The organism is Ramlibacter tataouinensis, from assembly GCF_001580455.1.
Classification (GTDB): domain Bacteria; phylum Pseudomonadota; class Gammaproteobacteria; order Burkholderiales; family Burkholderiaceae_C; genus Ramlibacter; species Ramlibacter tataouinensis_B.
In genome coordinates this window covers 1,009,073-1,033,247 of sequence record NZ_CP010951.1, presented here as the reverse complement: position 1 = coordinate 1,033,247, position 24,175 = coordinate 1,009,073, and the positions used below count along the sequence as shown (strand labels likewise).

The window sequence follows — 24,175 nt, the reverse complement described above, 5'->3', positions numbered from 1 at the left end:
GCCGGACAACGCCTTTCTAGTTGAGTTTGCAGAATCATGACCATGACCGGCACGCCGACCATGTGGGCCCTGTTCGCCGCTTTCGTGGCGGCGGCCCTGGTGGTGGATTTTGTCAGCCTGAGGAAGCAGGGCGCGCACGCCGTCGGCATGCGCGAGGCGGCGCTGTGGTCCGTGCTGTGGATCGTGGTGTCCCTGCTCTTCGTCGGCTGGCTTTGGTGGTACCTGGGGGGCGCGTCCGGCGACCCGGCCCGGCAGGCACTCGCCAGCAACAAGGCCTTCGAGTTCATCACCGGTTACCTGGTGGAGAAGGCGCTGGCGGTCGACAACATCTTCGTCTTCCTGATGCTGTTCACGCATTTCGGTGTCCCGGCGGAATTCCAGAAGCGCGTGCTGATGATCGGCATCCTGGCCGCGCTGGTGCTGCGCGCCGGGATGATCCTCCTGGGCGCCTGGCTGATCACCGAGTTCCACTGGCTGCTGTACGTGTTCGGCGCCTTCCTGGTCGTCACCGGCGTCAAGATGTGGTGGGCGGCCGGGCAGGAGCCGGACCTGGACAACAACCCCTTGCTGCGCTGGATCCACCGGCACATGAAGGTGGCGCCCGGCTACGACGGCGAGCGCCTGTTCACCCGGGTGGATGGCGTGCGCACGGCGACGCCGATGCTGGTGGTGGTCGTGCTGATCGGCGTGGTCGATGTGATCTTCGCGGTCGACTCCATCCCGGCCATCTTCGCGATCACCACCGATCCCTTCATCGTGCTGACCTCCAACGTGTTTGCGATCCTGGGCCTGCGCGCCATGTACTTCCTGCTCGCGGGCATGCAGGAGCGCTTCCACCTGCTGTCTTACGGGCTGGCCATCGTGCTGGTGCTGATCGGGCTGAAGATGCTGCTGGTCGACCTGTACAAGGTCCCGGTCGGGTGGTCGCTGGCGATGACCCTGGCGGTGCTGGCGGGATCGATGCTGCTGTCGTTGCGCACCCCGCCCCAGGGCGCGCGCGGGGCTGCCTATCCGTTCTCGCCCAAGCGCCGGGAGCGGCCGCGGCCGCCTTGAGGGCTATCGACGACCGTAGTCGCGCTTGGCGTTGACGCAGGACGGGTCGAAGGACATCACGTTGGATACGCCGACGTTGCCGGGTCCCTGCACCTGGCTGACCGTCCAGGTCTCGCCGGCCCGCAGCACCCGGCTGGGCTGCTGGTCCGTCCAGGCGCACTTGTCCACGCTGCCGCGGTTGACCAGGTTGCTCACGGTGTAGGCCACGCCGTCCGGGCTGTACTGCCACCAGACCTCCATGGCGACGCCCGGATGCTGCTGGAACTGGTAGGCACTCTGCAGCGTCGGGCCGACACACCCTGCCAGGCACGCCGCCAGGGAGGCGAGGCAGGTGAAGCGGGTGCGGGCAGTGGACATCATGCGAACTCCTCGAGAGAAGCCTGCGTCAGATCATCCCGGCGCAGCGGGCCGCCGGGCATTGGACCTTGGTCCCAGCCGCTTCAGAGGCAGCCCGCGCCGGTGCTAGGCCCCAGCAGTGCCTGTGGGTCGAAGAAGCGCGCGCCGCATGAGTTGCCGCGTTGCAAATCTCTGGCACGAGCACGGCAGCAGGCTCCGAACGAATTCCCTAGCGCAGCAGCACGGACGAAGCCGTCAAGCCGTACACCAGCATCCGGCTGCGCCGCTCGCTGGTGTAGCTTTCACCGGCTTCCAGCACGACATCCTTGCAATCGCCGTCGTGCGTGATCCAGACCGTTCCTGTCGCGCAGATCAGCGAGATGCCCGCGGGGCGAGGCAGGACCAGCGTCGCGCCCTCGTGGATACGCTGCTGGCGCGCGAGCGACTCACGCGCCACGGTTGGGGAGGCTCCCCTGTCAGCGGACCACAAGCCGTGCAACAGGGCGAACGGGCTGGCGGGATGGGCGGCTTGCATGGCGGGCTCCGGTGGCATGTCGATGGAGCCAGTCTGGTCGCCGCCACCTCTGGGCGACAGTGTGCCAACTACGGTCCCTGGGGCCTGCGGCTACGGTATCGATACCGTAGCCGCTGCTTGAAGCGGGTCCGCGCCGCTGGCACACTGGCAGCGCCATGACCACCGACCAGCAGATCGGGCACCCGGACATCAGGTTCTGCCGCAGCCGGGACGGCACACGCCTGGCGTTCACGGTCTGCGGCACGGGCCGGCCCATCGTCATGGTGCCGCTGCACTTTGGCGAGGATCTGGACGCTCCGAGCTTATTCAACGCGCGGCACTGGGTGGAGGGCCTGTCCGGGCAGGCGCGCGTCGTTCGCTACGACGTGCGCGGCTGTGGATACTCCGACAGCAACTTCGAGCCCAGCACGCTGGAATCGTGGGCGGATGACCTCGATGCGATCGTGCGGGTCTTCGCTCCAGAACCCGTGACCCTGCTCGCGATTTCGCACGGCGCGCTGCCGGCTGCCCGTTATGCCAACCTTCATCCGCAGCAAGTCAGCCATTTGATCGTGGTCGGCGGGTCGGCACGCGGTCGATCCAGACGCGGTCCGAATCCGGCCCTGGAGCAGGAAACGCGGGCACAACGGGAAGCCATGGCCTCGGGTTGGGGCTTCGACCAGAACTTCAGCGCCGCTTTCCGGCGGGTGTTCTATTCGCGGACATTCCCCGGCGCCACCGACGCCCAATTGGCGGAGATCGACGCCACGATGCACCGGCGCTGGTCCGCCGATTGCCTCTTGGCTTACTCGACGGCCGTGTGGCAAGCCGACGTGTCGGCTGACGCGAGCAAGCTTTCTTGCCCTTCACTGGTGCTTCACTCGCGTGACGACCAGGTGGTTCCGTTGGACGAGGGACGCCGGCTTGCCGCCTTGATTCCCGGCGCCAGATTTGTGACCCTCTCCAGTGCGTATCACATGCTGCCCGGATACGACGGCGAGTGGCCAAGGGTATTGGCTGAAACCAAGAGCTTTCTTGGGCTGGCAGACCAGTTCAACGACTTGTCCGCATTGACCCCGCGCCAGATCGAGGTGCTTCGGCTGGTCAGCAAGGGCCACACCGACAAGGAGATTGCCCGGAACTTGCAGCTTAGTCCTCGCACGGTGGAAATGCATGTGGGCCGCGCGCTGGCCGCACTGCAGTGCCACACCCGGGCCGAGGCGGTTCGATTCGCCGCAGAGCGCGGCCTGTTCTCGATGCCGGACTGACCCCGCGTCGGCGCGGCGACATTCAGCTCCGCGCCCGCCCGGCTTGCCGCCCTGTGCGGAATTTCAGGCCGGCCGGAAATAAGTGCGCTTGTCCTCAGCCCAATTGAACCGTGCGCGACAAGGCGGGATACATCGTGCACCACGATGAAATTCCAGCAGTTCCTGGCGATCACAGTGTTCGCACTTGCCGCACTCACGGGCTGTGGTGGCGGTGGCGGTGGCGCCATGGGCACGGCACCGGCGCCGGCGCCAAGTCCCACGCCGCCGAGTTCGCCTGCGCGCACCGGCACCCTGGTCTTCGGCGTCAACACGCACCAGGGCGCCGACAGCGCCACCAACGCCAAGGTGGCGGCCGTGATGAAGGAGCGCAACCTGAGGAGCTCGCGCATGGACCTGTGGGCCGGCGACCTCGCGCCCTTCCGTGACCAGGTCCAGCAAATCCGCGCGAACGGCGGCAGCGTGCAGGTCGCGCTGCAGGTTTCCTATCAGTGGGACCACAGCTGCAATCCCAACCTGGCGTTCGTCGAGCAGGATGCCTACGACCAGGCGGCCAGGCTCGTGAACGCGGTCAAGGACATCGTGCACGACTTCGAGCTGCTGAACGAAACGCAACTGCGCCCCGAAATCAGGCAGGAGGTGCCATGGAACAGCGTGGGCACCGACCCGGCACCCTACGCGGGCAAGCCCTGCGTCGCCACGCTCGCGGCAGTGCTGCGTGGCATGGCGCGCGCGATCCGTGACGTCGCGGCCAGTTCGGGCCTGCCGCTGCGTGTGATCCTGGGCACGGTGGGCCGGGACTTCGGCTTCCTCACTTTCATGCAGCAGCAGGGCGTACCCTGGGACGTGACGGGCTTCCATGTCCTGCCGCGCCAAGGCGATGCGAGCCTGCTCAGCGATCCCTGGTGGGGCCCGGGCGGGCCGCTGGCACAGCTGGCCCGCTTCGGCAAACCGGTTCACCTCAACGAATTCAATTGCGGGGAGGTCTTCGACGGTGTGGATGACGGCACGACGCAAGCCTGCCTGCGAAGCCTGGCGAGACACCTGAAAGAGCTGCGGAGCCAGGCCATCGTCGACCTGGAGTCCATCCACTTCTATGAGCTGCGCGACGAGCCCGAGAAGCCGGCGCCGGAGAACCGGTTCGGCCTGATGGTCGACCTCGACCGGCCCAAGGTGCTGCTGTACCTGGCAGCCGCGTTTGCGGGCGGCGCCCTGTCCGCGCCGGAGCGGGCCGAGCTCACAGCCCGCAACCTGCTGACCGATGCCGAGATCACGGCCATGCAAGCCGCGGCTAACGGGCGCTGAAGCCTCCTTGCACGGCACGCACGGAGGCGGGCACGTCGCCGACGCTCAGCATGAAGAACGCGCCCGAGGCCTGGATGGCGCCGCAGCGATCGAAGCCTTGCACCACCAGGTCGGCTGCCATGCCTGCCGCGAGGCGGAAATCGCCCACGAGGCGCAAAGCAGGCGGCACCCGCAGCGGCGCCATCGTTCCGTCCTCGAGGCGCACGGCGCCGTCGCCGGCCACGCGCAGGCGGACGTCGACGGCGTCCGCCGTCAGCGGCGGCAGTTGCAGCTTTTCGAGCACGCCGGTGCCCGGATCCAGCAGGTCGATGACGCGCGGCGGGGACAGTGCCACTGTGACTTCGCCGGCGCCGGCCGGTTGGATACGTATCTCATCCACCGGCACTTCGGCGCGGATGGTGACGCAGGCGCGCGCGGGAGCTCCCTGCTGCAATCCACCCGTATCGAAACTCACGAAGACGAACTCGGCCCCACCACCACAGGCGGTCAGTAGCGCGGCTGCACCCATCCGCAGGCTTCGAAGGCGCCACGGCACGGTCAAGCGCTTGCCCATCTGGAAGTCCTCGTGAGCGTGTACCCTGCCACCACGCTAGTCCTGAATTCGTCCGGATACAAGGGCCCTGCGCGTTGCATCAGCTGATCAAGCCGCTGTCCTGCAGAGCCAAATCTGCGTTGCGGCTGGACAGCGGCGTCTGCGGCCTGCGCACCGGGCCCGGCTGCGGGAGCATCCCGGCCATGCGGTGACCGTCGTTCACGGCGGCCCGACACTCGACAGCAACGGCGCGATGAACGGGACGCTCCTCATCATCGCGGCCCGACAGGAGTCGCAGGTCCGCGAGTTCCTGGCCGCCGACCCCTACATACAGACCGGTCTCTTCGCCGAGCTCGTCGTGCGCGAATGGACCTGGAGCCTGCGGACGCGGGAGTTCACTGCGGCTCCAGCCCCACCTTCTTGACTAGCGCCGCGTACTTCGCGAGCTCGGAGCGGAACGCGGCCTGCGCCTGCTCTGGCGTACCGATATTGATGGTGTTGCCCTGCTTGGCCATCGCCTCCTTCACGGCCGGGTCGTTGAAGGCTGCGACCACCGCCTCGTGCGCCTTATTCACGTTCGCCGCGCTCAGGTTCTTGGGCCCGATCACCGCGAACCAGGCGTCCACGGAGAAGTTCGTGAGGCCCTGCTCGGCGAGGGTCGGGATGTCGGGGGCGGCGGGTGAGCGCTGCGGCGACAGCATGCCGATGGCGCGCAGCGAGCCGCTCCTGATCTGACCCTGCACGCTGGGCAGGGCGACGGTCGCGAATTCGATCTGCCCGCCCATGAGGTCGGTCACCATCGGACCCACGCCCTTGTAGGGGATGTGCCTGGCGGTGGCGCCGCCGGCTTCCAGGAAGAGCTCCGTCGCCAGGTGCAGGATGGTGCCGTTGCCGCCTGAGCCGAAGTTCAGCTGCCCGGGCTTGCTTTTCAGCAGCGCGATGAAGTCGCGGGCGCTGGTCGCTGGCACCTTGGCGGGATTGACCACCAGCACCATGGGCGTGGCGCCCACCACGGCGATCGGCGTGAAGTCGCCGGGCATGTCGAAGGGCAGCGACTTCAGCACGCTGGGGAAGATCACCACGTTGTTCGACACCACCGACAGGGTGTTGCCGTCGGGCGCCGAACGGGCCAGCGCCTGCAGTCCCACCACGCCGCCGGCGCCGGGCTGGTTGTCGACCACGACCGAGGCGTTCAGCGCCTTCGCCAGCGCAGGCTGCGCAGCCCGGGTGATGGCGTCGATGCCGGAGCCGGTGGCATTCGGCAGGATGAACTTGACGGTGGACTCGGCCCGCGCCAGCAAGGGCAGGCCTCCTGCTGCGAAAGCGGCGAGGGCGGCGCCCAGGCAGGTGCGGCGCGTGAGTTGGGTTTCCCGGTTCATGGCTTGTCTCCGATTGTGGGTAGTTCAGCTTTCAACAAACGATGGCGCGTTCGCGCAACTGCGCGATCTGCTCTTCGCCGTAGCCGGCTGCCAGCAGCAGTTCGCGGCTGTGTTCGCCCAGCCGCGGCGGCTGCAGCCGCACGCCCAGCCGGCTGCCGTTCATGGTGATCGGAAAGAGCGTGGTCTTCACGCGCTGCCCCGCCTTGTCGCCGTCGGACAGCACGACCTCGGCCAGGCCGCCGGTGGCCAGCAGGTGCTCGTCTTCCAGCAGGTCCTCGGGGCGCCGGATCGGCGCGAAAGGCAGGCCGGCTTTCTCCATCGCGGCGGTCAACTCGGCAGCGCTCCGGTCCGCCAGCCTCTCGCGCAAGGTGGCCAGCAGGCGCGGGCGCTGCTGCACGCGCTGGTTGTTGGTGGCGAGCTCTGGTTCGGCCTTCAGGTCGGCAAAGCCGAGCGCCTCGCAGAAGGTCTGCCACTGCGGGTCGCTCACCGCGGCGAGGAAGATCTGTTCGCCGTCCTTCACCGTGAACACGTCGTACACGGCCCAGGGGTTGTCGCGGGCCGGCATGGGCTGGGGGTGGCGGCCGGTCATGGCGAACTGAAGCATGTGCTGGCCCATGAGGAAGACGTTGTTCTCGTACAGCGCCGATTGCACTTCCATACCCTTGCCGGTGATGCCGCGCTGGATCAGCGCGCCCAGGGCGCCGATGGCGCCGAACAGGCCGCCCATGATGTCGTTGACGCTGGTGCCGGCGCGCAGCGGGTCGCCGGGGCGCCCGGTCATGTAGGCCAGGCCGCCCATCATCTGCACCACTTCGTCCAGCGCGGTGCGGTGGTCGTAGGGGCCCGGCAGGAAGCCCTTGTGGCTCACGTAGATCAGGCGCGGGTTCGCCGCGGCGAGCGACTGGTAGTCGAGGCCGTACTTCTCCATGGTGCCGGGCTTGAAGTTCTCGGCGACCACATCGGCGCTCGCGCACAGCCGCCGCGCCAGCTCCGCGCCTTCGGGCTGGTGCAGGTCGATGCCGATGCTCTTCTTGTTGCGGTTGAACATGGGGAAGAAGCCCGAGCCGGCGCCCAGCAGGCGGCGCGTGCGGTCGCCATCGACCGGCTCGATCTTCACCACCTCGGCGCCCATGTCGGCCAGCACCATGCCGCAGGTCGGGCCCATCACCATGTGTGTGAACTCGATGACGCGCAGGCCCTGCAAGGGCTGGGGCGCCGGTACCGTGGAATGCGCGTTCATGCAGTCACCTCCTCGCCTTGCATCGTCTTGGGCAGGCCGGCGCGCCAGATGGCGCCGTGCAGCGTTTCGCCCTGAAGCCATCCGGCCAGCTTGCCGCGCAGCGCCATGAGGGCGTCGAAGTCCAGGCCGGTGGCAATACCCATGCTGGCCAGCATGTAGGCCAGGTCCTCGGTGGAGACATTGCCGCTGGCGCCCGGTGCATGCGGGCAGCCGCCGATGCCGCCCAGGCAGGCGTCCAGCCGCGTGATGCCCATCTGCAGCGCGGCGTAGCAGTTGGCCAGCCCCAGCCCGCGGGTGTCGTGAAAGTGCGCCGTGGCCACGCGATCGCCCGCCACCCGCAGAACCTTCTCGAACAGGCGCGACACCATCGCCGGATCGGCGTAGCCCACGGTGTCGGCCAGGCCGACGCTGTCGGCGCCCGCATCGAGCACCTTCTGCACCAGGCGCACGACCTCGTCGTCCTCGACGCGGCCCTGCAGCGTGCAGCCGAAGGCCGTGCTCATGCCCACTTCCAGCCGGGTCGCCGAACCGGCCGCATCGCGCGCTGCGCGGATGCGGCCGATCTCGGCCACCACGTCATCCGGCGTCTTGCGCAAATTCGCCAGGCTGTGCGCATGGCTGGCCGACAGCGGCACCAGCATCGCGTCCGCCTCTTCGGCGATCGCCCGCTCGGCGCCCTTGAGGTTGGGTACCAGCACCGAGGCCACGAGCCCCGGCAAGCGCTTCGCATAGGCCAGCACTTCGGCGGTATCGGCCAGCTGCGGCATCAGCCGCGCCGGCACGAAGGAGCCCACCTCCAGCTCGCGCACGCCGGCCACGTGGGCCGCACGGATCCACTCCAGCTTGACGCTCGTGGGCACGATGGTGGGAATGATCTGCAGGCCGTCGCGCAGGCCCACTTCCCGTATCACGACGCGCTGTGGCAGCGCAGGCAAAGGTCTTGTCTCCATGGATTGGAGTCTAGAATTTCCAGAGCGGGCAAGAAGCGATCATTTGGAACGTAGTTCGTTCCGGTCTGGAAATTCTGAAGCTCATGCGCGACCTCGACCTCACCACCTTGCGCCTCTTCGTCGCCGTCTGCGAAGAGGGCAACATCGCGCGCGCCAGCGAGCGCGCGAACATCGTCGGGTCAGCCATCAGCAAGCGCCTGGCGCAGCTCGAGGACCAACTGGGCACGCCGCTGCTGGCACGCAAGCGCTACGGCGTGGTGCCCACGACGGCCGGGCAGACCCTGCTGGAGCACGCGCGCGCGATCCTCGACAGCGCCACGCGCATCCAGTCCGACATGCGCAACTTCGCGGGCGGGGCCCGCGGCCAGGTGCGGGTGCTCGCCTCCGTATCGGCGATGACGGAGTCGCTGGCCGAAGACGTTGCCGCGTTCCTGTCCGAACCCGAGCACCGTGCCATCCAGGTGGACCTGGAAGAGCGCGTCAGCCCGGAGATCGTGCGCGGTGTGCAGGAAGGCATGGCCTCGCTCGGGGTCTGCTGGGATGCGGCCGAACTGAACGGCCTGCAGTCCCGGCCCTATCGCAGTGATCACTTGTGCGTGGTCGTGCCGGGCCGGCATCCGCTGGCCGGACGCCGCAAGGTGCGCTTCGCCGACACGCTGGACTACGAACAGGTCGGCCTGCCGGTCAGCAGTGCCGTGCAGGTTCGGTTGCAGCAGATCGCCGCCGGCCTGGGCCGGGCGGTGCGCCACCGGGTGATCGTGACCAACTTCGAGGCCGCGCTGCGCGTCGTGCGCGCGGGCCTCGCCATCAGCGTGGTGCCGCGCGAAGTGGCCCAACCCATGGCCGGCGCGTACGGCCTGAAGCTGCTCGCCCTGGACGAGCCCTGGGCCGAGCGGCGCTTCATCGTCTGCTTTCGCGACGCGCAGACGCTGACGCCCTCGGCGCTGCTGCTGCTCGACTACCTGGCCCAGCTCGGAGCAGCGGGCAAGGGAAGTTCTTTGTGATAGTGCGCGACCGACTGGCGGCTGCGATGTCGACAGGGCGCCACACCGGGCGCATCGAACGATGCCGGCCCCGGAGTCTGCTTAAAAAATACTCAAGCTGCTGCAGGCCGCGCCGGGACTGGCTTTGACCAGGGTGTCAATGCCTTGTCCACAGCCTTGTCCCCGCAGACTGTGAGCTACCGTCCGTCGCGCTTGTGGTAGGGGAAGCGCCGCCCAAGCGCGTGTCGACCGGCGTATAAGGGATTTGGGCGCTCGTGTGCCCGCAGCCGACCATGGATTCACGCACCACAGCCGCGGCCTGGCCACCCCTGCCGCTTTCCGAATGGGAAGGCACGCATGCCGCGCTGCACCGATGGATGCAGGTGATCGGGAAGCTGCGGCTCGCCGGCACCGCCTGGACCAATCACTCCTGGCACGTGGCCCTGCCGCTGACCGGGCGCGGGATCGGCACGGGGCCGCTGCCCTGCGGCGATCGTTTCTGGCAAGCGGACTTCGACTTCCTGGACCACCGGTTGCAGATCAGCGCGAGCGACGGTGCCAGCGCCGCCTTGCCGCTCGAGCCGCAGTCCGTCGCGCAGTTCCACGCTGGCGTCAAGCAGGCGCTGCAGTCGCTCGGCATTCCGATGGATATCTCTTCCCGGCCCTGCGAGATTCCCGATGCCCTGCCGTTCGAGCGCGACACCGAACTGCGTCCTTACGACGGTGACGCGGTCCGCCGCTACTGGCGCATCCTGCTGCAGGTCGACCGCGTGCTACGCACCTTCCGGGCCCGCTTCCGCGGCAAGAGCAGCCCGGTGCACTTCTTCTGGGGCGCGATGGATCTCGCCGTGACGCGCTTTTCCGGGCGCGCGGCGCCACCCCACCCGGGCGGCGTCCCCAACCTGGCCGACTGGGTCGTGCGCGAGGCTTACTCGCACGAGGTCAGCAGTTGCGGCTTCTGGGCAGGCCCGGGCCTGGGCTATCCCGCCTTCTACGCCTACGCTTATCCGGAGCCCGAAGGTTTCTCGGCGGCGGCGGTGCAGCCGGCGGCGGCTTTCTACAGCCAGTCGTTGCGCGAGTTCATCCTGCCCTACGACGCCGTGCGGCAGGCACCGGATCCCCAGGCCGAGCTGCTGCTGTTCCTGCAATCCAGCTACGCGGCGGCGGCCGACCGGGGCCAGTGGGATCGCGCGGGCCTGGAATGCACGCTGCCCCCGAGCTCAGCAATCCCATCAACGGCTGGGCCTTGATGCTGAGCCGGCCCGCTGGCACACTGCAACGCCACCTCGACGGTTTCGGCCGACGCGGCTGTCACTTTGCCGGCCACAGGCGGAGAATGATTGCCGGGGCTTTTTTCACAGGCTGACCACGGACATGATCGACAAGATCGCATCATCGGTAGCCGAGGCCCTGCACGGGCTGGCCGACGGCAGCACGGTGCTGATCGGCGGTTTCGGCACGGCAGGCATCCCCAACGAACTGATCGACGGCCTGATTGCGCAGGGCGCGCGCGAGCTGACCGTCGTGAACAACAACGCCGGCAACGGCGACACCGGCCTGGCCGCGCTGCTCAAGGCCGGGCGGGTCCGCAAGATCATCTGCAGCTTTCCGCGACAGGCGGACAGCCATGTGTTCGACGCCCTGTACCGCTCCGGCCGCATCGAGCTGGAACTGGTGGCGCAGGGCAACCTGGCGGAGCGCCTGCGCGCCGCGGGCGCGGGCATCGGCGCTTTCTTCACACCGACCGGCTACGGCACCGAGCTGGCCAAGGGCAAGGAGACGCGCGAGATCGGCGGGCGCCTGCATGTCCTGGAGTACCCGATCCACGGCGACCTGGCCCTGATCAGGGCCGAACGTGGCGACCGTTGGGGCAATCTCAACTACCGCAAGGCGGCGCGCAACTTCGGGCCGGTGATGGCCACCGCGGCGCGCAAGACCGTGGCCAGCGTGCACGAGATCGTGCCGCTCGGCGTGCTCGACCCGGAAACGGTCGTTACCCCGGGCATCTTCGTCACGCACCTCGTGCAGGTGCCGCGTACCGCCACGCAGGGCGGCGGTTTCCGGAAGGCGGCTTGACATGGCCTGGCAGCGCAGGACCAAGGACGAACTCGCCCGCCGCGTGGCACGGGACATCCGCGACGGCGCCTACGTCAACCTGGGCATCGGCATGCCGACACTGGTGGCCAATCACCTGCCGCCCGGGACCGAGGTGATTCTCCACAGCGAGAACGGCATACTCGGCATGGGCCCCGCGCCGGCCGAGGGCGAGGAGGACTACGACCTGATCAACGCCGGCAAGCAGCCGGTGACGCTGCTGGCCGGCGGCGCCTACTTCCACCATGCCGACAGCTTCGCGATGATGCGCGGCGGCCATCTGGACATCTGCGTGCTGGGCGCCTTCCAGGTGTCCGCCACCGGCGACCTCGCGAACTGGCACACCGGTGAGAAGGACGCGATCCCGGCCGTGGGCGGTGCGATGGACCTGGCGGTCGGCGCCAAGCAGACCTGGGTCATGATGGATCTGCTGACCAAGGACGGACGCAGCAAGCTGGTGGAGCGCTGCGCGTATCCGCTCACCGCCATCGCTTGCGTCAAGCGCGTCTACACCGACCTGGCCACCTTCGAGTGCACGCGGCAGGGGCTGCGCCTGGTCGACACGGTGGACGGGCTGAGCGCCGCCGAACTGGAGAAGCTGGTCGGGTTGCCCCTGGCCGCGCCGGCACCATGAGACCCTTCACCTACACGGCCCAGGCCGCGCGCGTGGTCTTCGGCCGCGGCGCGCTGGACCGGCTCGGCGACGAGGTCCGCAGGCTCGGGGTGCGGCGCGCGCTCGTGCTCGCGACGCCGGGGCAGCACGCCCTGGCGGAGCGGATCGCCGCCATGCTCGGACCGCTGTCGGCGGGCATCTTCGCGCGTGCCCTCATGCATGTTCCCATCGAGACGGCACGGGAGGCGCGCGAGGCCGCGCGTTCGCTCGGCGCAGACAGCGCGGTCGCGATCGGGGGCGGGTCCACCACCGGGCTGGGCAAGGCCATCGCCCTCGAATCGGGACTGCCCATCCTGGCCATCCCGACCACCTATGCCGGCAGCGAGATGACGCCGATCTACGGCATCACCGAAGGCGGGGCGAAGAAGACCGGGCGCGATGCGAAGGTGCTGCCGCGCACCGTCATCTACGATCCGGAACTGACGCTCGAGTTGCCCGCGACGCTCAGCATCACCAGCGGCATCAACGCGATCGCGCACGCGGCCGAAGGGCTCTACGCGGCCGACGGCAATCCGGTGATGGACCTGATGGCGAAGGAGGGCATCGCTGCATTGGCGCGCAGCCTGCCGGCCATCCGGGCCAACCCGCGCGATATCGAAGCGCGCTCGCAAGCGCTCTATGGCGCATGGTTGTGCGGCACGGTCCTTGGCAATGTCAGCATGGCGCTGCACCACAAGCTGTGCCATACGCTCGGGGGCAGCTTCAACTTGCCGCACGCGGAAACCCACACCATCGTGCTGCCGCATGCGCTGGCCTACAACGCGCCGGCAGCGCCGGTCGCCATGCAGCGCATCGCAATGGCACTGGGTGTCGCGGACGCGGCGCAAGGCGTCTTCGACCTTGCGCAAGCCAATGGCGCGCCGACGGCGCTGCGCGACATCGGGATGCGCGCGGCCGACGTGGACCGGGCCTGCGAGCTGGCCCTGCAGAGCCCCTATCCGAACCCGCGGCCCCTCGAGGCCGGCGCCATCCGCCGGCTGTTGCAGGATGCCTTCGAGGGCCGGCGGCCGTGACGCACCGCGGCCACACGCCAACTCAGCAGGCGTTACAGAGTTAACGAAATTCCCAGCCCAAGGCCGGATGGCCTGCGGCAAGGATGAGTGATTCCTCCCAAGCAGCAAGCCGAAGCAGGGCTATCGCGCCAGCCGGCACTGTGTGTCACGCAGACATAGGTTGAAACACGGAGTCGCGCCGTTTCGTGAATTCTTGCCGCTGAGCCAGCCCGCCGCCCTGCGGTTCGCCCTTGCATGTGGCTCACATCCCGCCCGCGCAGGCGAACTCAGGAGAACCCATGAAGCGTCGATGGCAAGAAGGTTTCACGTTGATCGAATTGATGATCGTGGTGGCGATCGTCGGCATCCTGGCCGCCGTGGCCCTGCCTCAGTACCAGGAATACACCAAGCGCGCCAAGGTCTCGGAGATCGTGCTGGCGGCGTCGGCCTGCCGCCCGGTCATCACCGAGGTCTACCAGTCGGGCAGCGCAAGCAATGCGCCGGCGGCGAATGGCTGGGGCTGCGAAGCCGGCATCGGCACGCCCAACCCTGGCGTGAGCTCGAAGTACGTCGCTTCGGTGAAGACGGACGCCGACGGCAAGGTGATCGTCACGGCGCAAGGCTTCAATGACGCCGCCATCGACGCCAAGGTGGTGACGCTCACGCCGCTCAAGGACTCGACCAACCGGGCGATCTACGCCAACCATGCCGGCTCGGACCTGTTCGGCTGGCGTTGCGGCGCGAGCACGGACGGCACGACCATCCCCTCGAGGTTCCTGCCCGGCAGCTGCCACGGCTGAGAACCCTAGCCCGCCGCGAGCATCCCCTTGCGCTCGATGAAGGCGACCACCTGGTCCAGCCCGGCCAGGGTCTTCAGATTGGTCATCACGAAGGGGCGCTCGGGGCGCATGCGGCGGGTGTCCGATTCCATCACCTCCAGGCTGGCGCCCACATGCGGCGCCAGGTCGGTCTTGTTGATGACGAACAGGTCGCTCTTGGTGATGCCGGGGCCGCCTTTGCGCGGGATCTTCTCGCCGGCAGCCACGTCGATCACGTAGATGGTCAGGTCCGACAGCTCGGGGCTGAAGGTCGCGGCCAGGTTGTCGCCGCCGCTTTCGACGAACACGATGTCGGCGTCGGGAAACTCCACCAGCATGCGGTCGATGGCCTCCAGGTTGATGGAGGCATCTTCGCGGATGGCGGTGTGCGGGCAGCCGCCGGTCTCCACGCCCATGATGCGTTCCGCCGGCAGCGCGTCGCTGACGGTGAGCAGGCGCTGGTCTTCCTTGGTGTAGATGTCGTTGGTGATCGCCACCAGGTCGTAGCGCTCGCGCATGGCCTTGCAGAGCTTTTCCAGCAGGGTGGTCTTGCCCGAGCCGACGGGCCCGCCGATGCCCACGCGCAGCGGCGGCAGGGGTTTGGTGCGCTTCGGGATGTTGTGCAGGTGCGTCATTGGATTGCCTCCGCCCTGGCGGGCTGCGGTGCCATGAGCCTTCGGAGCGGTCGTGCGGCTCATGAGCGGAACAGGCGTGAGTACTGGTTTTCGTGACGGGCCGACAGGATGGCCAGCATGGGGCTGAAGGCTTGCGGCTCGGTCTCGGCGGTGAGCGCGGCATCGACCGCGGCGGGAATCTCGCCGGCCAGGCATGCGAGCACCCGCTGGCCGGCGCTCTGGCCGAGCGGCACGGCGCGCACCGCGGCCTGCACCATGTTCTCGGCCCAGCCAAAGGCGAAGGCCTGCAGGGCGTCGCGCGGCGCGCACGCCAGGCCGGCGGCGGCCAGCGCCCAGGCCACCGGATAGCACAGCGGGAAGGGCGCGCGCGCCGCCACCGCGGGTTGCACGGCTTTCAGCCATTCAACCAGCGAGCGCCCCATCTGCTCGGTCTGCTGGCGAAGCTCGGAAGTCTCGCGGGTGCGCAGCGCCCAGTCGTTCAGTTCGGTCACGCGGGCCAGGTCGCCGTCGCGCCAGGCGCGGATCGCGCGATGCACGATGGGCAGTTCGGCGCGCGCCAGCGTCAGGTGCAGCTGCGCGGCGAGCCAGCGCGCGCTATCGGCTTCGCCTGCCACCAGCCCGGCATCGACGGCCGCTTCCAGGCCCTCGGAGTACGAGAAGCCGCCCACCGGCAGCGCCGGCGATGCCAGCCACATCAGCTGCAGCAGGCTTTCAGTGGCCGTGGTGGTCGTGCGGGTGCGCGTGTCCATGGCCGTGGCTGTGATCGTGATCGTGACTGTGGCCGTGCGCGCTGCCGGCGGCATAGGCGCCGCCTTCCGGCTCGAAAGGCGCGCGCGTTTCATTGACCGTGAGGTGCATGGCGCGCAGCATGTCGGCCAGCACGTGGTCGGGTTCGATCTTCAAGTGGTCGGGCCTGAGCTCGATGGACACGTGGCGGTTGCCCAGGTGGTAGGCGGCGCGCATCAGGTCGAAGGTGTTGCCGTGCTCGGCGCAGGCGGTGATCACCAGCACCGGCTGGTCGGTCGCGACCACCCGGATCAGGGTGCCGTCCTCGGCCACCAGCACATCGCCGCCGCGCACCACGTTGCCGCGCGGCAGGAACACGCCGATGTGGCGTCCGCCGCTGTCGGTGAAGTCGAAGCGGCTTTTCTGCCGCGTGTCCCAGTCGAGCAGGACCGTGTGCGCGCGTTTGAGCAGGACGGGCGCCAGGCCGGCGCCACCGGGCAGGAGTTTGGCAGCGTGAATCATCAGAACAGGAAATACCGCTGCGCCATCGGCAGCACCTTGGCCGGCTCGCAGGTGAGCAGCTGGCCGTCGGCGCGCACCGCGTAGGTCTGCGGATCGATCTCCATCGTGGGCAGCAGCCCATTGTGGATCATGTGTTGCTTGCGCAGCTGGCGCAGTTTCCTAACCGCGCTCACCGGCTTGGCCAGCCCGTAGCGCTCGCGCACGCCGGCCGCCGCCGCGGCCTGCGAGACGAAGGTGAAGGAGCCGCGCGCGATGGCGGTGCCGAAGCCACCGAACATCGGCCGGTAGTGCACCGGCTGCGGCGTCGGAATGGAGGCATTCGGGTCGCCCATGGCGGCCATCGCGATGAAGCCGCCCTTGAGGATCAGCGAGGGCTTGACGCCGAAGAAGGCTGGTTTCCACACCACCAGGTCGGCCCATTTGCCCGGCTCGATGCTGCCCACCTCGTGGCTGATGCCGTGGGCGATCGCCGGGTTGATGGTGTACTTGGCGACGTAGCGTTTGGCGCGGACGTTGTCGCTGCGGGCGCTGTCCCCGGGCAGGGCGCCGCGCTGTACCTTCATCTTGTGCGCGGTCTGCCAGCAGCGCAGGATCACCTCGCCCACCCGGCCCATGGCCTGCGAGTCGCTGGTGAACATGCTGATCGCGCCCAGGTCGTGCAGCACGTCCTCGGCGGCGATGGTCTCCTTGCGGATGCGGCTTTCGGCGAAGGCCAGGTCCTCGGCGATGGAGGCGTCCAGGTGGTGGCACACCATCAGCATGTCCACATGCTCGTCCAGCGTGTTCACGGTGTACGGCATGGTGGGGTTGGTGGACGAGGGCAGGAAGTTGGCTTCGCCCACCACCCGCATGATGTCCGGCGCATGGCCGCCGCCCGCGCCCTCGGTGTGGAAGGCGCACAGGGTGCGGCCCTTGGTGGCCGCGATGGTGTCCTCGACGAAGCCCGATTCGTTCAGGGTGTCACTGTGGATGGCCACCTGGGTGTCGGTGTCTTCGGCCACCGCCAGGCACTGGTCGATGGCCGCGGGCGTGGTGCCCCAGTCCTCGTGCAGCTTGAGGCCGATGGCGCCGGCCTCGATCTGTTCGCGCAGCGCCTGCGGCTGGCTCGCGTTGCCCTTGCCGAGGAAGCCCAGGTTCATGGGGAAGGCGTCGGCGGCCTGCAGCATGCGCTCCATGTTCCAGGCGCCGGGCGTGCAGGTGGTGGCCAGCGTGCCGGTCGCCGGGCCGGTACCGCCGCCCAGCATGGTGGTGATGCCCGAGGCCAGCGCCTCCTCGATCTGCTGCGGGCAGATGAAATGGATGTGGGTGTCGATCCCGCCGGCGGTGACGATGGCGCCCTCGCAGGAAACGATTTCGGTGCCCGGGCCGATCACGATGTCCACGCCCGGCTGCGTGTCGGGGTTGCCGGCCTTGCCGATGGCGGCGATGCGCCCGTCGCGAACGCCGATGTCGGCCTTGACGATGCCCCAGTGGTCGATGATGAGCGCGTTGGTCAGCACGCAGTCCATGGCGCCCTGGTCGCGCGCGCGCTGGCTCTGCGCCATGCCGTCGCGGATGGTCTTGCCGCCGCCGAACTTCACTTCCTCGCCATAGCCGCCGGCACGCAGGGTGTAGTCGTCCTCGACCTCGATCACCAGCTCGGTGTCGGCAAGGCGCACGCGGTCGCCCACCGTGGGGCCGAACATCTCGGCGTAGGCACGCCGTCCTATCGTTGCCATGCTGTTCCTTGTGCAGAAGGGGCGGAAGGCGCCGCGCCGGCGGGCCGGCGGTCCTGAAGCAGTTCGCGCATCGAGGCGAAGGCCAGCGCCCGCGCGCAGAGCCCGAGCAGGAAGGCGGACACGAGCAGGGTCATCGCGCAGCCTTCATAGCTTGCCTTGCACCAGGGCGCGGAAGCCGTAGACGGCGCGGTCGCCGGCATAGTCCACCAGCTCCACCGTGCGCTGCTGCCCCGGCTCGAATCGCACCGCGGTGCCCGAGGCGATGTTCAGGCGCATGCCGCGGGCGGCCGCGCGGTCGAACTGCAGCGCCGCGTTGGTTTCATGGAAGTGGTAGTGCGAGCCGACCTGGATCGGGCGGTCGGCCGTGTTGCGCACCACCAGGGTCAGGGTGCGCCGGCCCGGGTTGAGCGGATGCGGCGCGCCGTCGGTAAAGAGTTCGCCCGGAATCATGGCGGCGCTCACTTGCCGCGACCGGACAGCCAGATCGCCACGGCCGCCATGCCCAGCACGAGGATCAGGCCCAGCACGTCGGTCGCGTGCCAGTGGGACGCGGTCGGCATGCCATGGCCGTCGTGGGCCCAGGCGCCCGAGGCCGCCAGCCCGGAAAGAAGAAGGGTGGTTCGCATCCAGGTTTTCTTCATGTTTCTCTTTCTGGTGTCAGGACAGGGGCTGGTGCACGGTGACGAGCTTGGTGCCGTCGGGGAAGGTGGCTTCGACCTGGATATCCGGGATCAGGTCGGCCACGCCGTCCATCACGTCGGCACGCGTGAGGACCTGGCGCCCTTCGGCCATCAGCTGCGCCACGGTTTTGCCGTCGCGCGCGCCTTCCATCACCGCCGCCGTGATCAGGGCGACGGCTTCCGGGTAGTTCAGCTTCAAGCCGCGTGCCTTGCGGCGTTCGGCCAGCAGCGCCGCGGTGAACACCAGCAGCTTGTCTTTCTCGCGGGGACTGAGCTCCATCTTTCCTCCTGCCGGATTCCTGCACCGCCGAATATCGCAATTCATGTGCCACGCTGCAAGTCAGTGCGCGGGCGTGCCGCAAAAGCGTGCACAACTCTTTTTGGTGCAGTCCTTGCGCGATTTAGGGGCGACTGCGCCATCAAAACGTGCGCCTTGCCCCTGCGGCCGCAGGAAAGTGAGTCCATGCCTGTGTTTGGCACATCCTTTGCGTAGGCAACTTCCGACCCCATGGTGGGGTCGCCTCTAAACAAATCGGAGCTGCCAAATGAATCGTCGAGGGAACCTCAAACTCCTCACTGCTTCCATCGCCCTCGGCTTGGGCATGACGGGCGTTTCTTATGCGCAAAGCAAGGACACCATCAAGGTGGGCGTCCTGCACAGCCTCTCGGGCACCATGGCCATCTCGGAGACGGTGCTCAAGGACACCGTGCTGATGGCGATCGAGGAGATCAACGCCAAGGGCGGGGTGCTGGGCAAGAAGCTGGAACCCGTGGTGGTCGATCCGGCCTCCAACTGGCCGCTGTTCGCCGAGAAGACCAAGCAGCTCCTGACCCAGGACAAGGTGGCCGTGATGTTCGGCTGCTGGACCAGCGTGTCGCGCAAGTCGGTGCTGCCGGTGGTGGAAGAGCTGAACGGCCTGCTGTTCTATCCGGTGCAGTACGAAGGCGAGGAGCTCTCCAAGAACGTGTTCTATACCGGCGCGGCGCCCAACCAGCAGGCGATCCCCGCGGTGGAATACCTGATGAGCAAGGAAGGCGGCGGCGCCAAGCGCTTCGTGCTGCTGGGCACCGACTACGTCTATCCGCGCACCACCAACAAGATCCTGCGCGCCTTCCTCAAGAGCAAGGGCGTGAAGGACAGCGACATCGACGAGAAGTACACCCCCTTCGGCCACAGCGACTACCAGACCATCGTGGCCGATATCAAGAAGTTCTCCGCCGGAGGCAAGACGGCGGTGATCTCCACCATCAACGGCGACTCCAACGTGCCTTTCTACAAGGAACTGGGCAACGCCGGCCTGAAGGCCAAGGACGTGCCGGTGGTGGCCTTCTCGGTCGGTGAGGAAGAGCTGCGCGGCGTCGACACCAAGCCGCTGGTGGGTCACCTGGCTGCCTGGAACTACTTCATGTCGGTGAAGAACCCGACCAACGACGAGTTCACCAAGAAGTGGGCCGCCTACGCCAAGTCCAAGAACATCGCCGGCCACAAGGACAAGCCGCTGACCAACGATCCGATGGAAGCCACCTACATCGGTGTCTACATGTGGAAGCAGGCGGTGGAGAAGGCCAAGTCCACCGACGTGGACAAGGTGATCGCCGCCATGTCCGGCCAGACCTTCAAGGCGCCTTCGGGCTTTGTCGCCAAGATGGACGAGAAGAACCACCACCTGCACAAGCCAGTGTTCATCGGCGAAGTGAAGGCCGACGGCCAGTTCAACGTGGTGTGGAAGACCCAGGGCCCGGTCAAGGCCAAGCCCTGGTCGCCCTTCATCGACGGCAACGACAAGAAGAAGGACGAGCCGGACGGCAAGAGCAAAACCTAAAAATCGCTGCGCGATTTTTAGGTTGAGTTGATCAGTGCAGTGAGGACCGGCAAAGCCGGACCCTCACTGCAAAGGGGACCACGCTGCGTGTTACTTCGCGCGGTCCTTGTGCCGCTAGCGGGTTGGTCCAGGGCCGGCTTGCGGAATGGGTGGCGGGCCGTTCATTCCACAGGGTCTTACATGAAACGAATTCTTGTACTGCTTGCCGTATGCGTCAGCCTCCAGGCTCACGCACTCACGCCGGATGAGGCGCGGGCCATCGCCATCGGCGAGTCCGACGCCCGCATCGAGGCGCTGAACAAGGCGGTGGCGGCGGCCGACGATCGCACGATGGCGTTCATCCAGGCGCTGGCCGACGACGCGGTGAAGTTCGCCGGCGACAAGGTGTTCATCGTCAAGGACGGCAAGGGCTTCGATCCGGTCACCGGCGCCGAAGCGGCGCTGCCGGCCGACGCCGAGGACGTGATCAGCAACAACCGCATGCGCGGCGAGCTCGATAACGCACTGGCCGCGCTCAAGTTGTTCTCCAAGGACGACGCCCTGCGCGCTGCCGCGGTTCAACAGCTGCAGAAGGAAGCGGACGAAGGCAAGCTGCCCATCATCGAGAAAGCCTTCGAGGCCGAGCAGAACGCGGCGATCCGCGAACAGCTCGGCCTGGCGCGCGCCGCCATCCTGCTGGGCAGCAGCGACAAGGCCAAACGCCTGGAGGCCGCGCGCGCGCTGGGTGCCAGTCGCATGGCGGCGACCAAGACGCTGCTCCTTGCGCGGCTGCAGCAGGAAAGCGAGAACGACGTGAGGGCGGCGCTGGAAATCTCGCTGCGCAAGGTCGATTCGGCGCTGGCCTGGGGCGACCGCCTGGGTGCCATCTTCTCGGGCGTGAGCCTGGGCTCCATCCTGCTGCTGGTGGCGCTGGGGCTGGCCATCACCTATGGCCTGATGGGCGTGATCAACATGGCGCACGGCGAGCTGATGATGATCGGCGCCTACGCCACCTACGTGGTGCAGAACCTGTTCCGCCAGTTCGCGCCCGGGGCCTTCGACTGGTACCTGGTCGCGGCCGTGCCAGTGGCGTTCATGGCTTCGGCCCTGGTGGGGGCGGTCCTGGAACGCGGCGTGATCCGCTTTCTCTATGGCCGGCCGCTGGAAACCCTGCTGGCCACCTGGGGCATCAGCCTGGCGCTGATGCAACTGGTGCGCAGCGTGTTCGGCGCGCAGAACGTGGGCGTGGAGAACCCGAGCTGGATGAGCGGCGGCATCGCCGTCATGGGCAACCTGCAACTGCCCTGGAACCGCATCATCATCATCGCCTTCGCCCTCAGCGTGCTGGCGGCCATGTCGCTGCTGATCGCGCGCACCCGGCTGGGCCTGTTCGTGCGGGCCGTGACGCAGAACCGGCCGATCGCTTCCTGCATGGGCGTGCACACCGCACGCGTCGACACCTACGCCTTCGCCCTCGGTTCGGGCATCGCCGGCCTGGCCGGCTGCGCGCTCAGCCAGATCGGCAACGTCGGCCCCGACCTCGGGCAGGCCTACATCGTCGACTCGTTCATGGTGGTGGTGCTGGGCGGCGTGGGCCAGCTGGCCGGCACCGTGTACGCGGCGCTCGGCCTGGGCGTGCTGAACAAGTTCATCGAGGGCTGGGCCGGCGCGGTGCTGGCCAAGATCGCGGTGCTGGTGCTGATCATCGTGTTCATACAAAAACGGCCGCAGGGACTGTTCGCGGTCAAGGGAAGGAGTGCGGAGGCATGAACCGCCCGGCCGCTCCGAAGGTTCATAGCACCGCAGCCCGCAGGGCGGAGGTTTTCGAATGAGCGCGGTATTGCCACCGGCGGGGTTGCCCCTGGAACCCTCCCCCACCGGGGGAGAGCAGGGTGGGGGCGCTGTGGACACACCTCACACCGATGTGTCGATCGTCCCCAGCGCCCCCACCCCAGCCCTCCCCCGGAGCGGGAGGGAGGAACTTCTTCTCCCGGCGCGGGCGCCGCTCTTCACCAAGACCGGCTGGACCGCCTTCCTCGTCGCCCTGATCGCGGTCTGCGCGGTCGCGCCCGTGCTGAACCTCGTGGTGCCAGCCGGCAGCGTGTTCCACATGAGCGACTACGCCGTGGCGCTGATCGGAAAGATCATGTGCTATGCGATCTGCGCGCTGGCGATGGACCTGATCTGGGGCTACACCGGCATCCTGTCGCTGGGGCACGGCCTGTTCTTCGCGCTGGGCGGCTACGCGATGGGCATGTACCTGATGCGCCAGATCGGGCGCGAGGGCCACTACAAGAGCGAGTTGCCGGACTTCATGGTGTTCCTGGACTGGAAGACGCTGCCCTGGCACTGGACCTTCTCCGACAGCTTCCTGGCCACGGCGATCTACATCGTGGCGGTGCCGGGGCTGCTGGCCTTCGTGTTCGGCTTCTTTGCCTTCCGCTCGCGCATCAAGGGCGTGTACTTCTCGATCATCACGCAGGCGCTGACCTATGCGGCCATGCTCCTGTTCTTCCGTAACGAGACCGGCTTCGGCGGCAACAACGGCTTCACCGACTTCAAGCGCATCTTGGGCTTCCCGGTCGCCTCGGAACACACGCGCATGGCGCTGTTCGTGGCCACCGGCGTCGTGCTGCTGGGCTTCCTGCTGCTGTCGCGCTGGCTGGTGGCCAGCAAGTTCGGCCGCGTGCTGCAGGCGATCCGCGACGCCGAATCGCGCGTCATGTTCTGCGGCTACAACCCGGCCGGCTACAAGCTGGCGATCTGGACGCTCTCGGCCATGATGTGCGGCGTGGCCGGCGCGCTGTACGTGCCGCAGGTGGGCATCATCAATCCCAGCGAGATGAGCCCGGCGCAATCGATCGAGATCGCGGTGTGGGCGGCGGTTGGCGGCCGCGCGACCCTGGTCGGCCCGATCGTTGGCGCCTTCCTCGTCAACGGCGCCAAGAGCTGGCTCACGGTGACGGCGCCCGAGTTCTGGCTGTATTTCCTGGGCGCGCTGTTCATCGCCGTGACGCTGTTCCTGCCCAACGGCGTGGTGGGCCTGTTCAGGTCCCGCGCGCGAAAGGAGGGCAAGGCATGACGCCCGACCTGTTGGATGAAGGCGCGGCACGCGCGCAGGCCCATCGCAGCCGCGTCGCAGCCACCGGCAAGACCGAATCGGGCGGGCGCGCCGCCGGCTTTCGCCGCAAGGTCGAACCCGGCGAGGTCGATCTCGCGCACGGCCGCATCCTCTACCTCGAAGAGGTGAGCGTCAGCTTCGACGGCTTCAAGGCCATCAACAAGCTGTCGCTGGACATCGCGCCCGGCGAGCTGCGCTGCATCATCGGCCCCAACGGCGCGGGCAAGACCACGATGATGGACATCATCACCGGCAAGACGCGGCCCGACTCGGGCACCGTGTTCTTCGGCAGCACCATCGACCTGCTGCGCCACAAGGAAGCCGAGATCGCGCAGATGGGCATCGGGCGCAAGTTCCAGAAGCCCACGGTGTTCGAGCAGCTCACGGTGTTCGAGAACCTGGAGCTGGCGCTCAAGACCGCCAAGGGCGTGGCCGCCTCGATGTTCTTCCGGCTCGATTCGCGCGACGCCGACAGGCTGGCCGAAGTGCTGCGCACCATCCACCTGTCCGAAAGCGCCACCCGTCTCGCCGGCACCCTCAGTCATGGCCAGAAGCAGTGGCTGGAGATCGGCATGCTGCTGATGCAGGACCCCAAGCTGCTGCTGCTGGATGAGCCGGTAGCCGGCATGACCGACGAGGAAACGGCGCGCACCGCGGAGCTGTTCCTGTCGCTCAAGGGCAAGCACTCGCTAATGGTGGTCGAGCACGACATGAGCTTCATCCAGGCCATCTCGGAGAAGGTGACCGTGCTGCACGAAGGCTCGGTGCTGGCCGAAGGCACGCTGGCGCAGGTGCAAGGGGATCCCCGCGTGATCGAGGTGTACCTTGGGCGCTGAT

The 24,175-nt window shown here is 67.8% G+C and carries 27 protein-coding genes and 1 pseudogene; 14 read left to right on the top strand and 14 right to left on the bottom strand.

Going from position 1 to position 24,175, the window contains the following annotated elements; genetic code table 11:
* The first annotated feature begins 36 nt into the window (after nucleotides 1–36).
* On the top strand, nucleotides 37–1,053 hold the full coding sequence (locus UC35_RS05035) for a TerC family protein (protein ID WP_061496796.1): 1,017 nt from the start codon (nucleotides 37–39) through the stop codon (nucleotides 1,051–1,053).
* Nucleotides 1,054–1,056: 3 nt separating this feature from the next.
* On the opposite strand, the gene UC35_RS05030 is transcribed toward UC35_RS05035, so the two are convergent.
* Complete coding sequence (locus UC35_RS05030; protein ID WP_061496793.1) at nucleotides 1,057–1,413, bottom strand: hypothetical protein; 357 nt, start codon at nucleotides 1,411–1,413, stop codon at nucleotides 1,057–1,059.
* A gap of 205 nt (nucleotides 1,414–1,618) precedes the next feature.
* A complete protein-coding gene (locus UC35_RS05025) occupies nucleotides 1,619–1,924 on the bottom strand; it encodes a DUF2917 domain-containing protein (protein ID WP_158513860.1) in 306 nt (101 codons plus the stop codon).
* Between the two features lie 155 nt (nucleotides 1,925–2,079).
* Between UC35_RS05025 and UC35_RS05020 the strand changes: the two genes are divergently transcribed.
* Both UC35_RS05020 and UC35_RS05015 read left to right on the top strand, forming a co-directional pair.
* Nucleotides 2,080–3,171 carry an alpha/beta fold hydrolase gene (locus tag UC35_RS05020; protein WP_061496789.1) on the top strand — a complete coding sequence of 364 codons (1,092 nt, stop codon included), beginning with the start codon at nucleotides 2,080–2,082 and terminating at the stop codon, nucleotides 3,169–3,171.
* A 144-nt stretch (nucleotides 3,172–3,315) separates the two neighbouring features.
* The gene (locus UC35_RS05015; protein ID WP_061496787.1) at nucleotides 3,316–4,473 is read left to right on the top strand and encodes a hypothetical protein; all 1,158 of its coding nucleotides are present in this window, start codon (nucleotides 3,316–3,318) and stop codon (nucleotides 4,471–4,473) included.
* Here UC35_RS05015 and UC35_RS05010 read toward each other — a convergent pair.
* Nucleotides 4,460–5,026 carry a DUF4382 domain-containing protein gene (locus tag UC35_RS05010; RefSeq protein ID WP_145979333.1) on the bottom strand — a complete coding sequence of 189 codons (567 nt, stop codon included), beginning with the start codon at nucleotides 5,024–5,026 and terminating at the stop codon, nucleotides 4,460–4,462. The genes UC35_RS05015 and UC35_RS05010 overlap by 14 nt on opposite strands.
* Before the next feature lie 46 nt (nucleotides 5,027–5,072).
* Here UC35_RS05010 and UC35_RS05005 point away from each other — a divergent pair, with 46 nt between their 5' ends.
* Nucleotides 5,073–5,429 carry a YciI family protein gene (locus UC35_RS05005; RefSeq protein ID WP_321572384.1) on the top strand — a complete coding sequence of 119 codons (357 nt, stop codon included), beginning with the start codon at nucleotides 5,073–5,075 and terminating at the stop codon, nucleotides 5,427–5,429.
* Here the strand turns inward: UC35_RS05005 and UC35_RS05000 are convergent.
* The 3 genes from UC35_RS05000 to UC35_RS04990 are packed head-to-tail and all read right to left on the bottom strand — an operon-like array spanning nucleotide 5,401 to nucleotide 8,574.
* The gene (locus UC35_RS05000; RefSeq protein WP_061496780.1) at nucleotides 5,401–6,384 is read right to left on the bottom strand and encodes a Bug family tripartite tricarboxylate transporter substrate binding protein; all 984 of its coding nucleotides are present in this window, start codon (nucleotides 6,382–6,384) and stop codon (nucleotides 5,401–5,403) included. The genes UC35_RS05005 and UC35_RS05000 overlap by 29 nt on opposite strands.
* Nucleotides 6,385–6,415: 31 nt before the next feature.
* A complete protein-coding gene (locus UC35_RS04995) occupies nucleotides 6,416–7,624 on the bottom strand; it encodes a CaiB/BaiF CoA transferase family protein (RefSeq protein WP_061496778.1) in 1,209 nt (402 codons plus the stop codon).
* Nucleotides 7,621–8,574 (bottom strand): hydroxymethylglutaryl-CoA lyase, encoded by a 954-nt coding sequence (locus UC35_RS04990; protein ID WP_061496776.1) that lies wholly within the window; start codon nucleotides 8,572–8,574, stop codon nucleotides 7,621–7,623. The genes UC35_RS04995 and UC35_RS04990 overlap by 4 nt, the downstream gene beginning before the upstream one ends.
* Nucleotides 8,575–8,657: 83 nt before the next feature.
* Here UC35_RS04990 and UC35_RS04985 point away from each other — a divergent pair, with 83 nt between their 5' ends.
* From UC35_RS04985 to UC35_RS04960, 6 genes are all read left to right on the top strand, one after another.
* Nucleotides 8,658–9,578, top strand: a complete 921-nt coding sequence (locus UC35_RS04985; protein WP_061496774.1) for a LysR family transcriptional regulator — start codon at nucleotides 8,658–8,660, stop codon at nucleotides 9,576–9,578.
* 272 nt (nucleotides 9,579–9,850) lie between these two features.
* Nucleotides 9,851–10,807, top strand: a complete 957-nt coding sequence (locus UC35_RS04980) for a DUF5996 family protein (protein ID WP_061496772.1) — start codon at nucleotides 9,851–9,853, stop codon at nucleotides 10,805–10,807.
* A gap of 124 nt (nucleotides 10,808–10,931) precedes the next feature.
* Nucleotides 10,932–11,633: a 3-oxoacid CoA-transferase subunit A gene (locus UC35_RS04975; protein WP_061496770.1), complete on the top strand. Its 702-nt coding sequence runs from the start codon at nucleotides 10,932–10,934 to the stop codon at nucleotides 11,631–11,633.
* 1 nt (nucleotide 11,634) lies between these two features.
* Complete coding sequence (locus tag UC35_RS04970) at nucleotides 11,635–12,285, top strand: 3-oxoacid CoA-transferase subunit B (RefSeq protein WP_061496767.1); 651 nt, start codon at nucleotides 11,635–11,637, stop codon at nucleotides 12,283–12,285.
* On the top strand, nucleotides 12,282–13,337 hold the full coding sequence (locus tag UC35_RS04965) for a maleylacetate reductase (protein ID WP_061496765.1): 1,056 nt from the start codon (nucleotides 12,282–12,284) through the stop codon (nucleotides 13,335–13,337). Before UC35_RS04970 ends, UC35_RS04965 begins: the two co-directional genes overlap by 4 nt.
* Before the next feature lie 278 nt (nucleotides 13,338–13,615).
* A complete protein-coding gene (locus UC35_RS04960; RefSeq protein WP_061496763.1) occupies nucleotides 13,616–14,116 on the top strand; it encodes a pilin in 501 nt (166 codons plus the stop codon).
* A gap of 5 nt (nucleotides 14,117–14,121) precedes the next feature.
* On the opposite strand, the gene ureG is transcribed toward UC35_RS04960, so the two are convergent.
* The 8 genes and pseudogenes from ureG to UC35_RS04925 form a co-directional block, all read right to left on the bottom strand.
* A complete protein-coding gene (gene ureG / locus UC35_RS04955; RefSeq protein ID WP_061496760.1) occupies nucleotides 14,122–14,769 on the bottom strand; it encodes an urease accessory protein UreG in 648 nt (215 codons plus the stop codon).
* Nucleotides 14,770–14,828: 59 nt separating this feature from the next.
* Nucleotides 14,829–15,518 carry an urease accessory protein UreF gene (locus UC35_RS04950; protein WP_173861248.1) on the bottom strand — a complete coding sequence of 230 codons (690 nt, stop codon included), beginning with the start codon at nucleotides 15,516–15,518 and terminating at the stop codon, nucleotides 14,829–14,831.
* A pseudogene (ureE, locus tag UC35_RS04945) lies at nucleotides 15,484–16,017 on the bottom strand (urease accessory protein UreE); the annotation flags it as partial. The gene UC35_RS04950 and the pseudogene ureE, both read right to left, overlap by 35 nt.
* Nucleotides 16,017–17,735, bottom strand: a complete 1,719-nt coding sequence (gene ureC / locus UC35_RS04940) for an urease subunit alpha (protein WP_061496756.1) — start codon at nucleotides 17,733–17,735, stop codon at nucleotides 16,017–16,019. The gene ureC and the pseudogene ureE, both read right to left, overlap by 1 nt.
* Complete coding sequence (locus tag UC35_RS23855; protein ID WP_158513859.1) at nucleotides 17,723–17,869, bottom strand: hypothetical protein; 147 nt, start codon at nucleotides 17,867–17,869, stop codon at nucleotides 17,723–17,725. The genes ureC and UC35_RS23855 overlap by 13 nt, the downstream gene beginning before the upstream one ends.
* 10 nt (nucleotides 17,870–17,879) lie before the next feature.
* Nucleotides 17,880–18,185: an urease subunit beta gene (locus UC35_RS04935; RefSeq protein WP_061503684.1), complete on the bottom strand. Its 306-nt coding sequence runs from the start codon at nucleotides 18,183–18,185 to the stop codon at nucleotides 17,880–17,882.
* Nucleotides 18,186–18,193: 8 nt separating this feature from the next.
* On the bottom strand, nucleotides 18,194–18,376 hold the full coding sequence (locus UC35_RS04930; RefSeq protein WP_061496754.1) for a hypothetical protein: 183 nt from the start codon (nucleotides 18,374–18,376) through the stop codon (nucleotides 18,194–18,196).
* A 16-nt stretch (nucleotides 18,377–18,392) separates the two neighbouring features.
* Nucleotides 18,393–18,695: an urease subunit gamma gene (locus tag UC35_RS04925; protein ID WP_061496752.1), complete on the bottom strand. Its 303-nt coding sequence runs from the start codon at nucleotides 18,693–18,695 to the stop codon at nucleotides 18,393–18,395.
* Between the two features lie 265 nt (nucleotides 18,696–18,960).
* On the opposite strand from UC35_RS04925, the gene urtA reads away from it, so the two are divergent.
* From urtA to urtD, 4 genes are all read left to right on the top strand, one after another.
* The gene (gene urtA / locus UC35_RS04920) at nucleotides 18,961–20,238 is read left to right on the top strand and encodes an urea ABC transporter substrate-binding protein (RefSeq protein WP_061496749.1); all 1,278 of its coding nucleotides are present in this window, start codon (nucleotides 18,961–18,963) and stop codon (nucleotides 20,236–20,238) included.
* Between the two features lie 180 nt (nucleotides 20,239–20,418).
* Complete coding sequence (gene urtB, locus UC35_RS04915) at nucleotides 20,419–21,987, top strand: urea ABC transporter permease subunit UrtB (RefSeq protein ID WP_061496747.1); 1,569 nt, start codon at nucleotides 20,419–20,421, stop codon at nucleotides 21,985–21,987.
* 160 nt (nucleotides 21,988–22,147) lie between these two features.
* Nucleotides 22,148–23,299: an urea ABC transporter permease subunit UrtC gene (urtC, locus tag UC35_RS04910; RefSeq protein WP_061503683.1), complete on the top strand. Its 1,152-nt coding sequence runs from the start codon at nucleotides 22,148–22,150 to the stop codon at nucleotides 23,297–23,299.
* Nucleotides 23,296–24,174 carry an urea ABC transporter ATP-binding protein UrtD gene (gene urtD, locus UC35_RS04905; protein ID WP_061496745.1) on the top strand — a complete coding sequence of 293 codons (879 nt, stop codon included), beginning with the start codon at nucleotides 23,296–23,298 and terminating at the stop codon, nucleotides 24,172–24,174. Before urtC ends, urtD begins: the two co-directional genes overlap by 4 nt.
* Nucleotide 24,175 lies beyond the last annotated feature (1 nt).

Coding starts and splice junctions, on each gene's coding strand:
- UC35_RS05035 (WP_061496796.1), top strand. CDS start 37: ATGACCATGACCGGCACGCCGACCATGTGGGCCCTGTTCGCCGCTTTC.
- UC35_RS05030 (WP_061496793.1), bottom strand. CDS start 1,413: ATGATGTCCACTGCCCGCACCCGCTTCACCTGCCTCGCCTCCCTGGCG.
- UC35_RS05025 (WP_158513860.1), bottom strand. CDS start 1,924: ATGCAAGCCGCCCATCCCGCCAGCCCGTTCGCCCTGTTGCACGGCTTG.
- UC35_RS05020 (WP_061496789.1), top strand. CDS start 2,080: ATGACCACCGACCAGCAGATCGGGCACCCGGACATCAGGTTCTGCCGC.
- UC35_RS05015 (WP_061496787.1), top strand. CDS start 3,316: ATGAAATTCCAGCAGTTCCTGGCGATCACAGTGTTCGCACTTGCCGCA.
- UC35_RS05010 (WP_145979333.1), bottom strand. CDS start 5,026: ATGGGCAAGCGCTTGACCGTGCCGTGGCGCCTTCGAAGCCTGCGGATG.
- UC35_RS05000 (WP_061496780.1), bottom strand. CDS start 6,384: ATGAACCGGGAAACCCAACTCACGCGCCGCACCTGCCTGGGCGCCGCC.
- UC35_RS04995 (WP_061496778.1), bottom strand. CDS start 7,624: ATGAACGCGCATTCCACGGTACCGGCGCCCCAGCCCTTGCAGGGCCTG.
- UC35_RS04990 (WP_061496776.1), bottom strand. CDS start 8,574: ATGGAGACAAGACCTTTGCCTGCGCTGCCACAGCGCGTCGTGATACGG.
- UC35_RS04985 (WP_061496774.1), top strand. CDS start 8,658: ATGCGCGACCTCGACCTCACCACCTTGCGCCTCTTCGTCGCCGTCTGC.
- UC35_RS04980 (WP_061496772.1), top strand. CDS start 9,851: ATGGATTCACGCACCACAGCCGCGGCCTGGCCACCCCTGCCGCTTTCC.
- UC35_RS04975 (WP_061496770.1), top strand. CDS start 10,932: ATGATCGACAAGATCGCATCATCGGTAGCCGAGGCCCTGCACGGGCTG.
- UC35_RS04970 (WP_061496767.1), top strand. CDS start 11,635: ATGGCCTGGCAGCGCAGGACCAAGGACGAACTCGCCCGCCGCGTGGCA.
- UC35_RS04965 (WP_061496765.1), top strand. CDS start 12,282: ATGAGACCCTTCACCTACACGGCCCAGGCCGCGCGCGTGGTCTTCGGC.
- UC35_RS04960 (WP_061496763.1), top strand. CDS start 13,616: ATGAAGCGTCGATGGCAAGAAGGTTTCACGTTGATCGAATTGATGATC.
- ureG (WP_061496760.1), bottom strand. CDS start 14,769: ATGACGCACCTGCACAACATCCCGAAGCGCACCAAACCCCTGCCGCCG.
- UC35_RS04950 (WP_173861248.1), bottom strand. CDS start 15,518: ATGGACACGCGCACCCGCACGACCACCACGGCCACTGAAAGCCTGCTG.
- ureC (WP_061496756.1), bottom strand. CDS start 17,735: ATGGCAACGATAGGACGGCGTGCCTACGCCGAGATGTTCGGCCCCACG.
- UC35_RS23855 (WP_158513859.1), bottom strand. CDS start 17,869: ATGACCCTGCTCGTGTCCGCCTTCCTGCTCGGGCTCTGCGCGCGGGCG.
- UC35_RS04935 (WP_061503684.1), bottom strand. CDS start 18,185: ATGATTCCGGGCGAACTCTTTACCGACGGCGCGCCGCATCCGCTCAAC.
- UC35_RS04930 (WP_061496754.1), bottom strand. CDS start 18,376: ATGAAGAAAACCTGGATGCGAACCACCCTTCTTCTTTCCGGGCTGGCG.
- UC35_RS04925 (WP_061496752.1), bottom strand. CDS start 18,695: ATGGAGCTCAGTCCCCGCGAGAAAGACAAGCTGCTGGTGTTCACCGCG.
- urtA (WP_061496749.1), top strand. CDS start 18,961: ATGAATCGTCGAGGGAACCTCAAACTCCTCACTGCTTCCATCGCCCTC.
- urtB (WP_061496747.1), top strand. CDS start 20,419: ATGAAACGAATTCTTGTACTGCTTGCCGTATGCGTCAGCCTCCAGGCT.
- urtD (WP_061496745.1), top strand. CDS start 23,296: ATGACGCCCGACCTGTTGGATGAAGGCGCGGCACGCGCGCAGGCCCAT.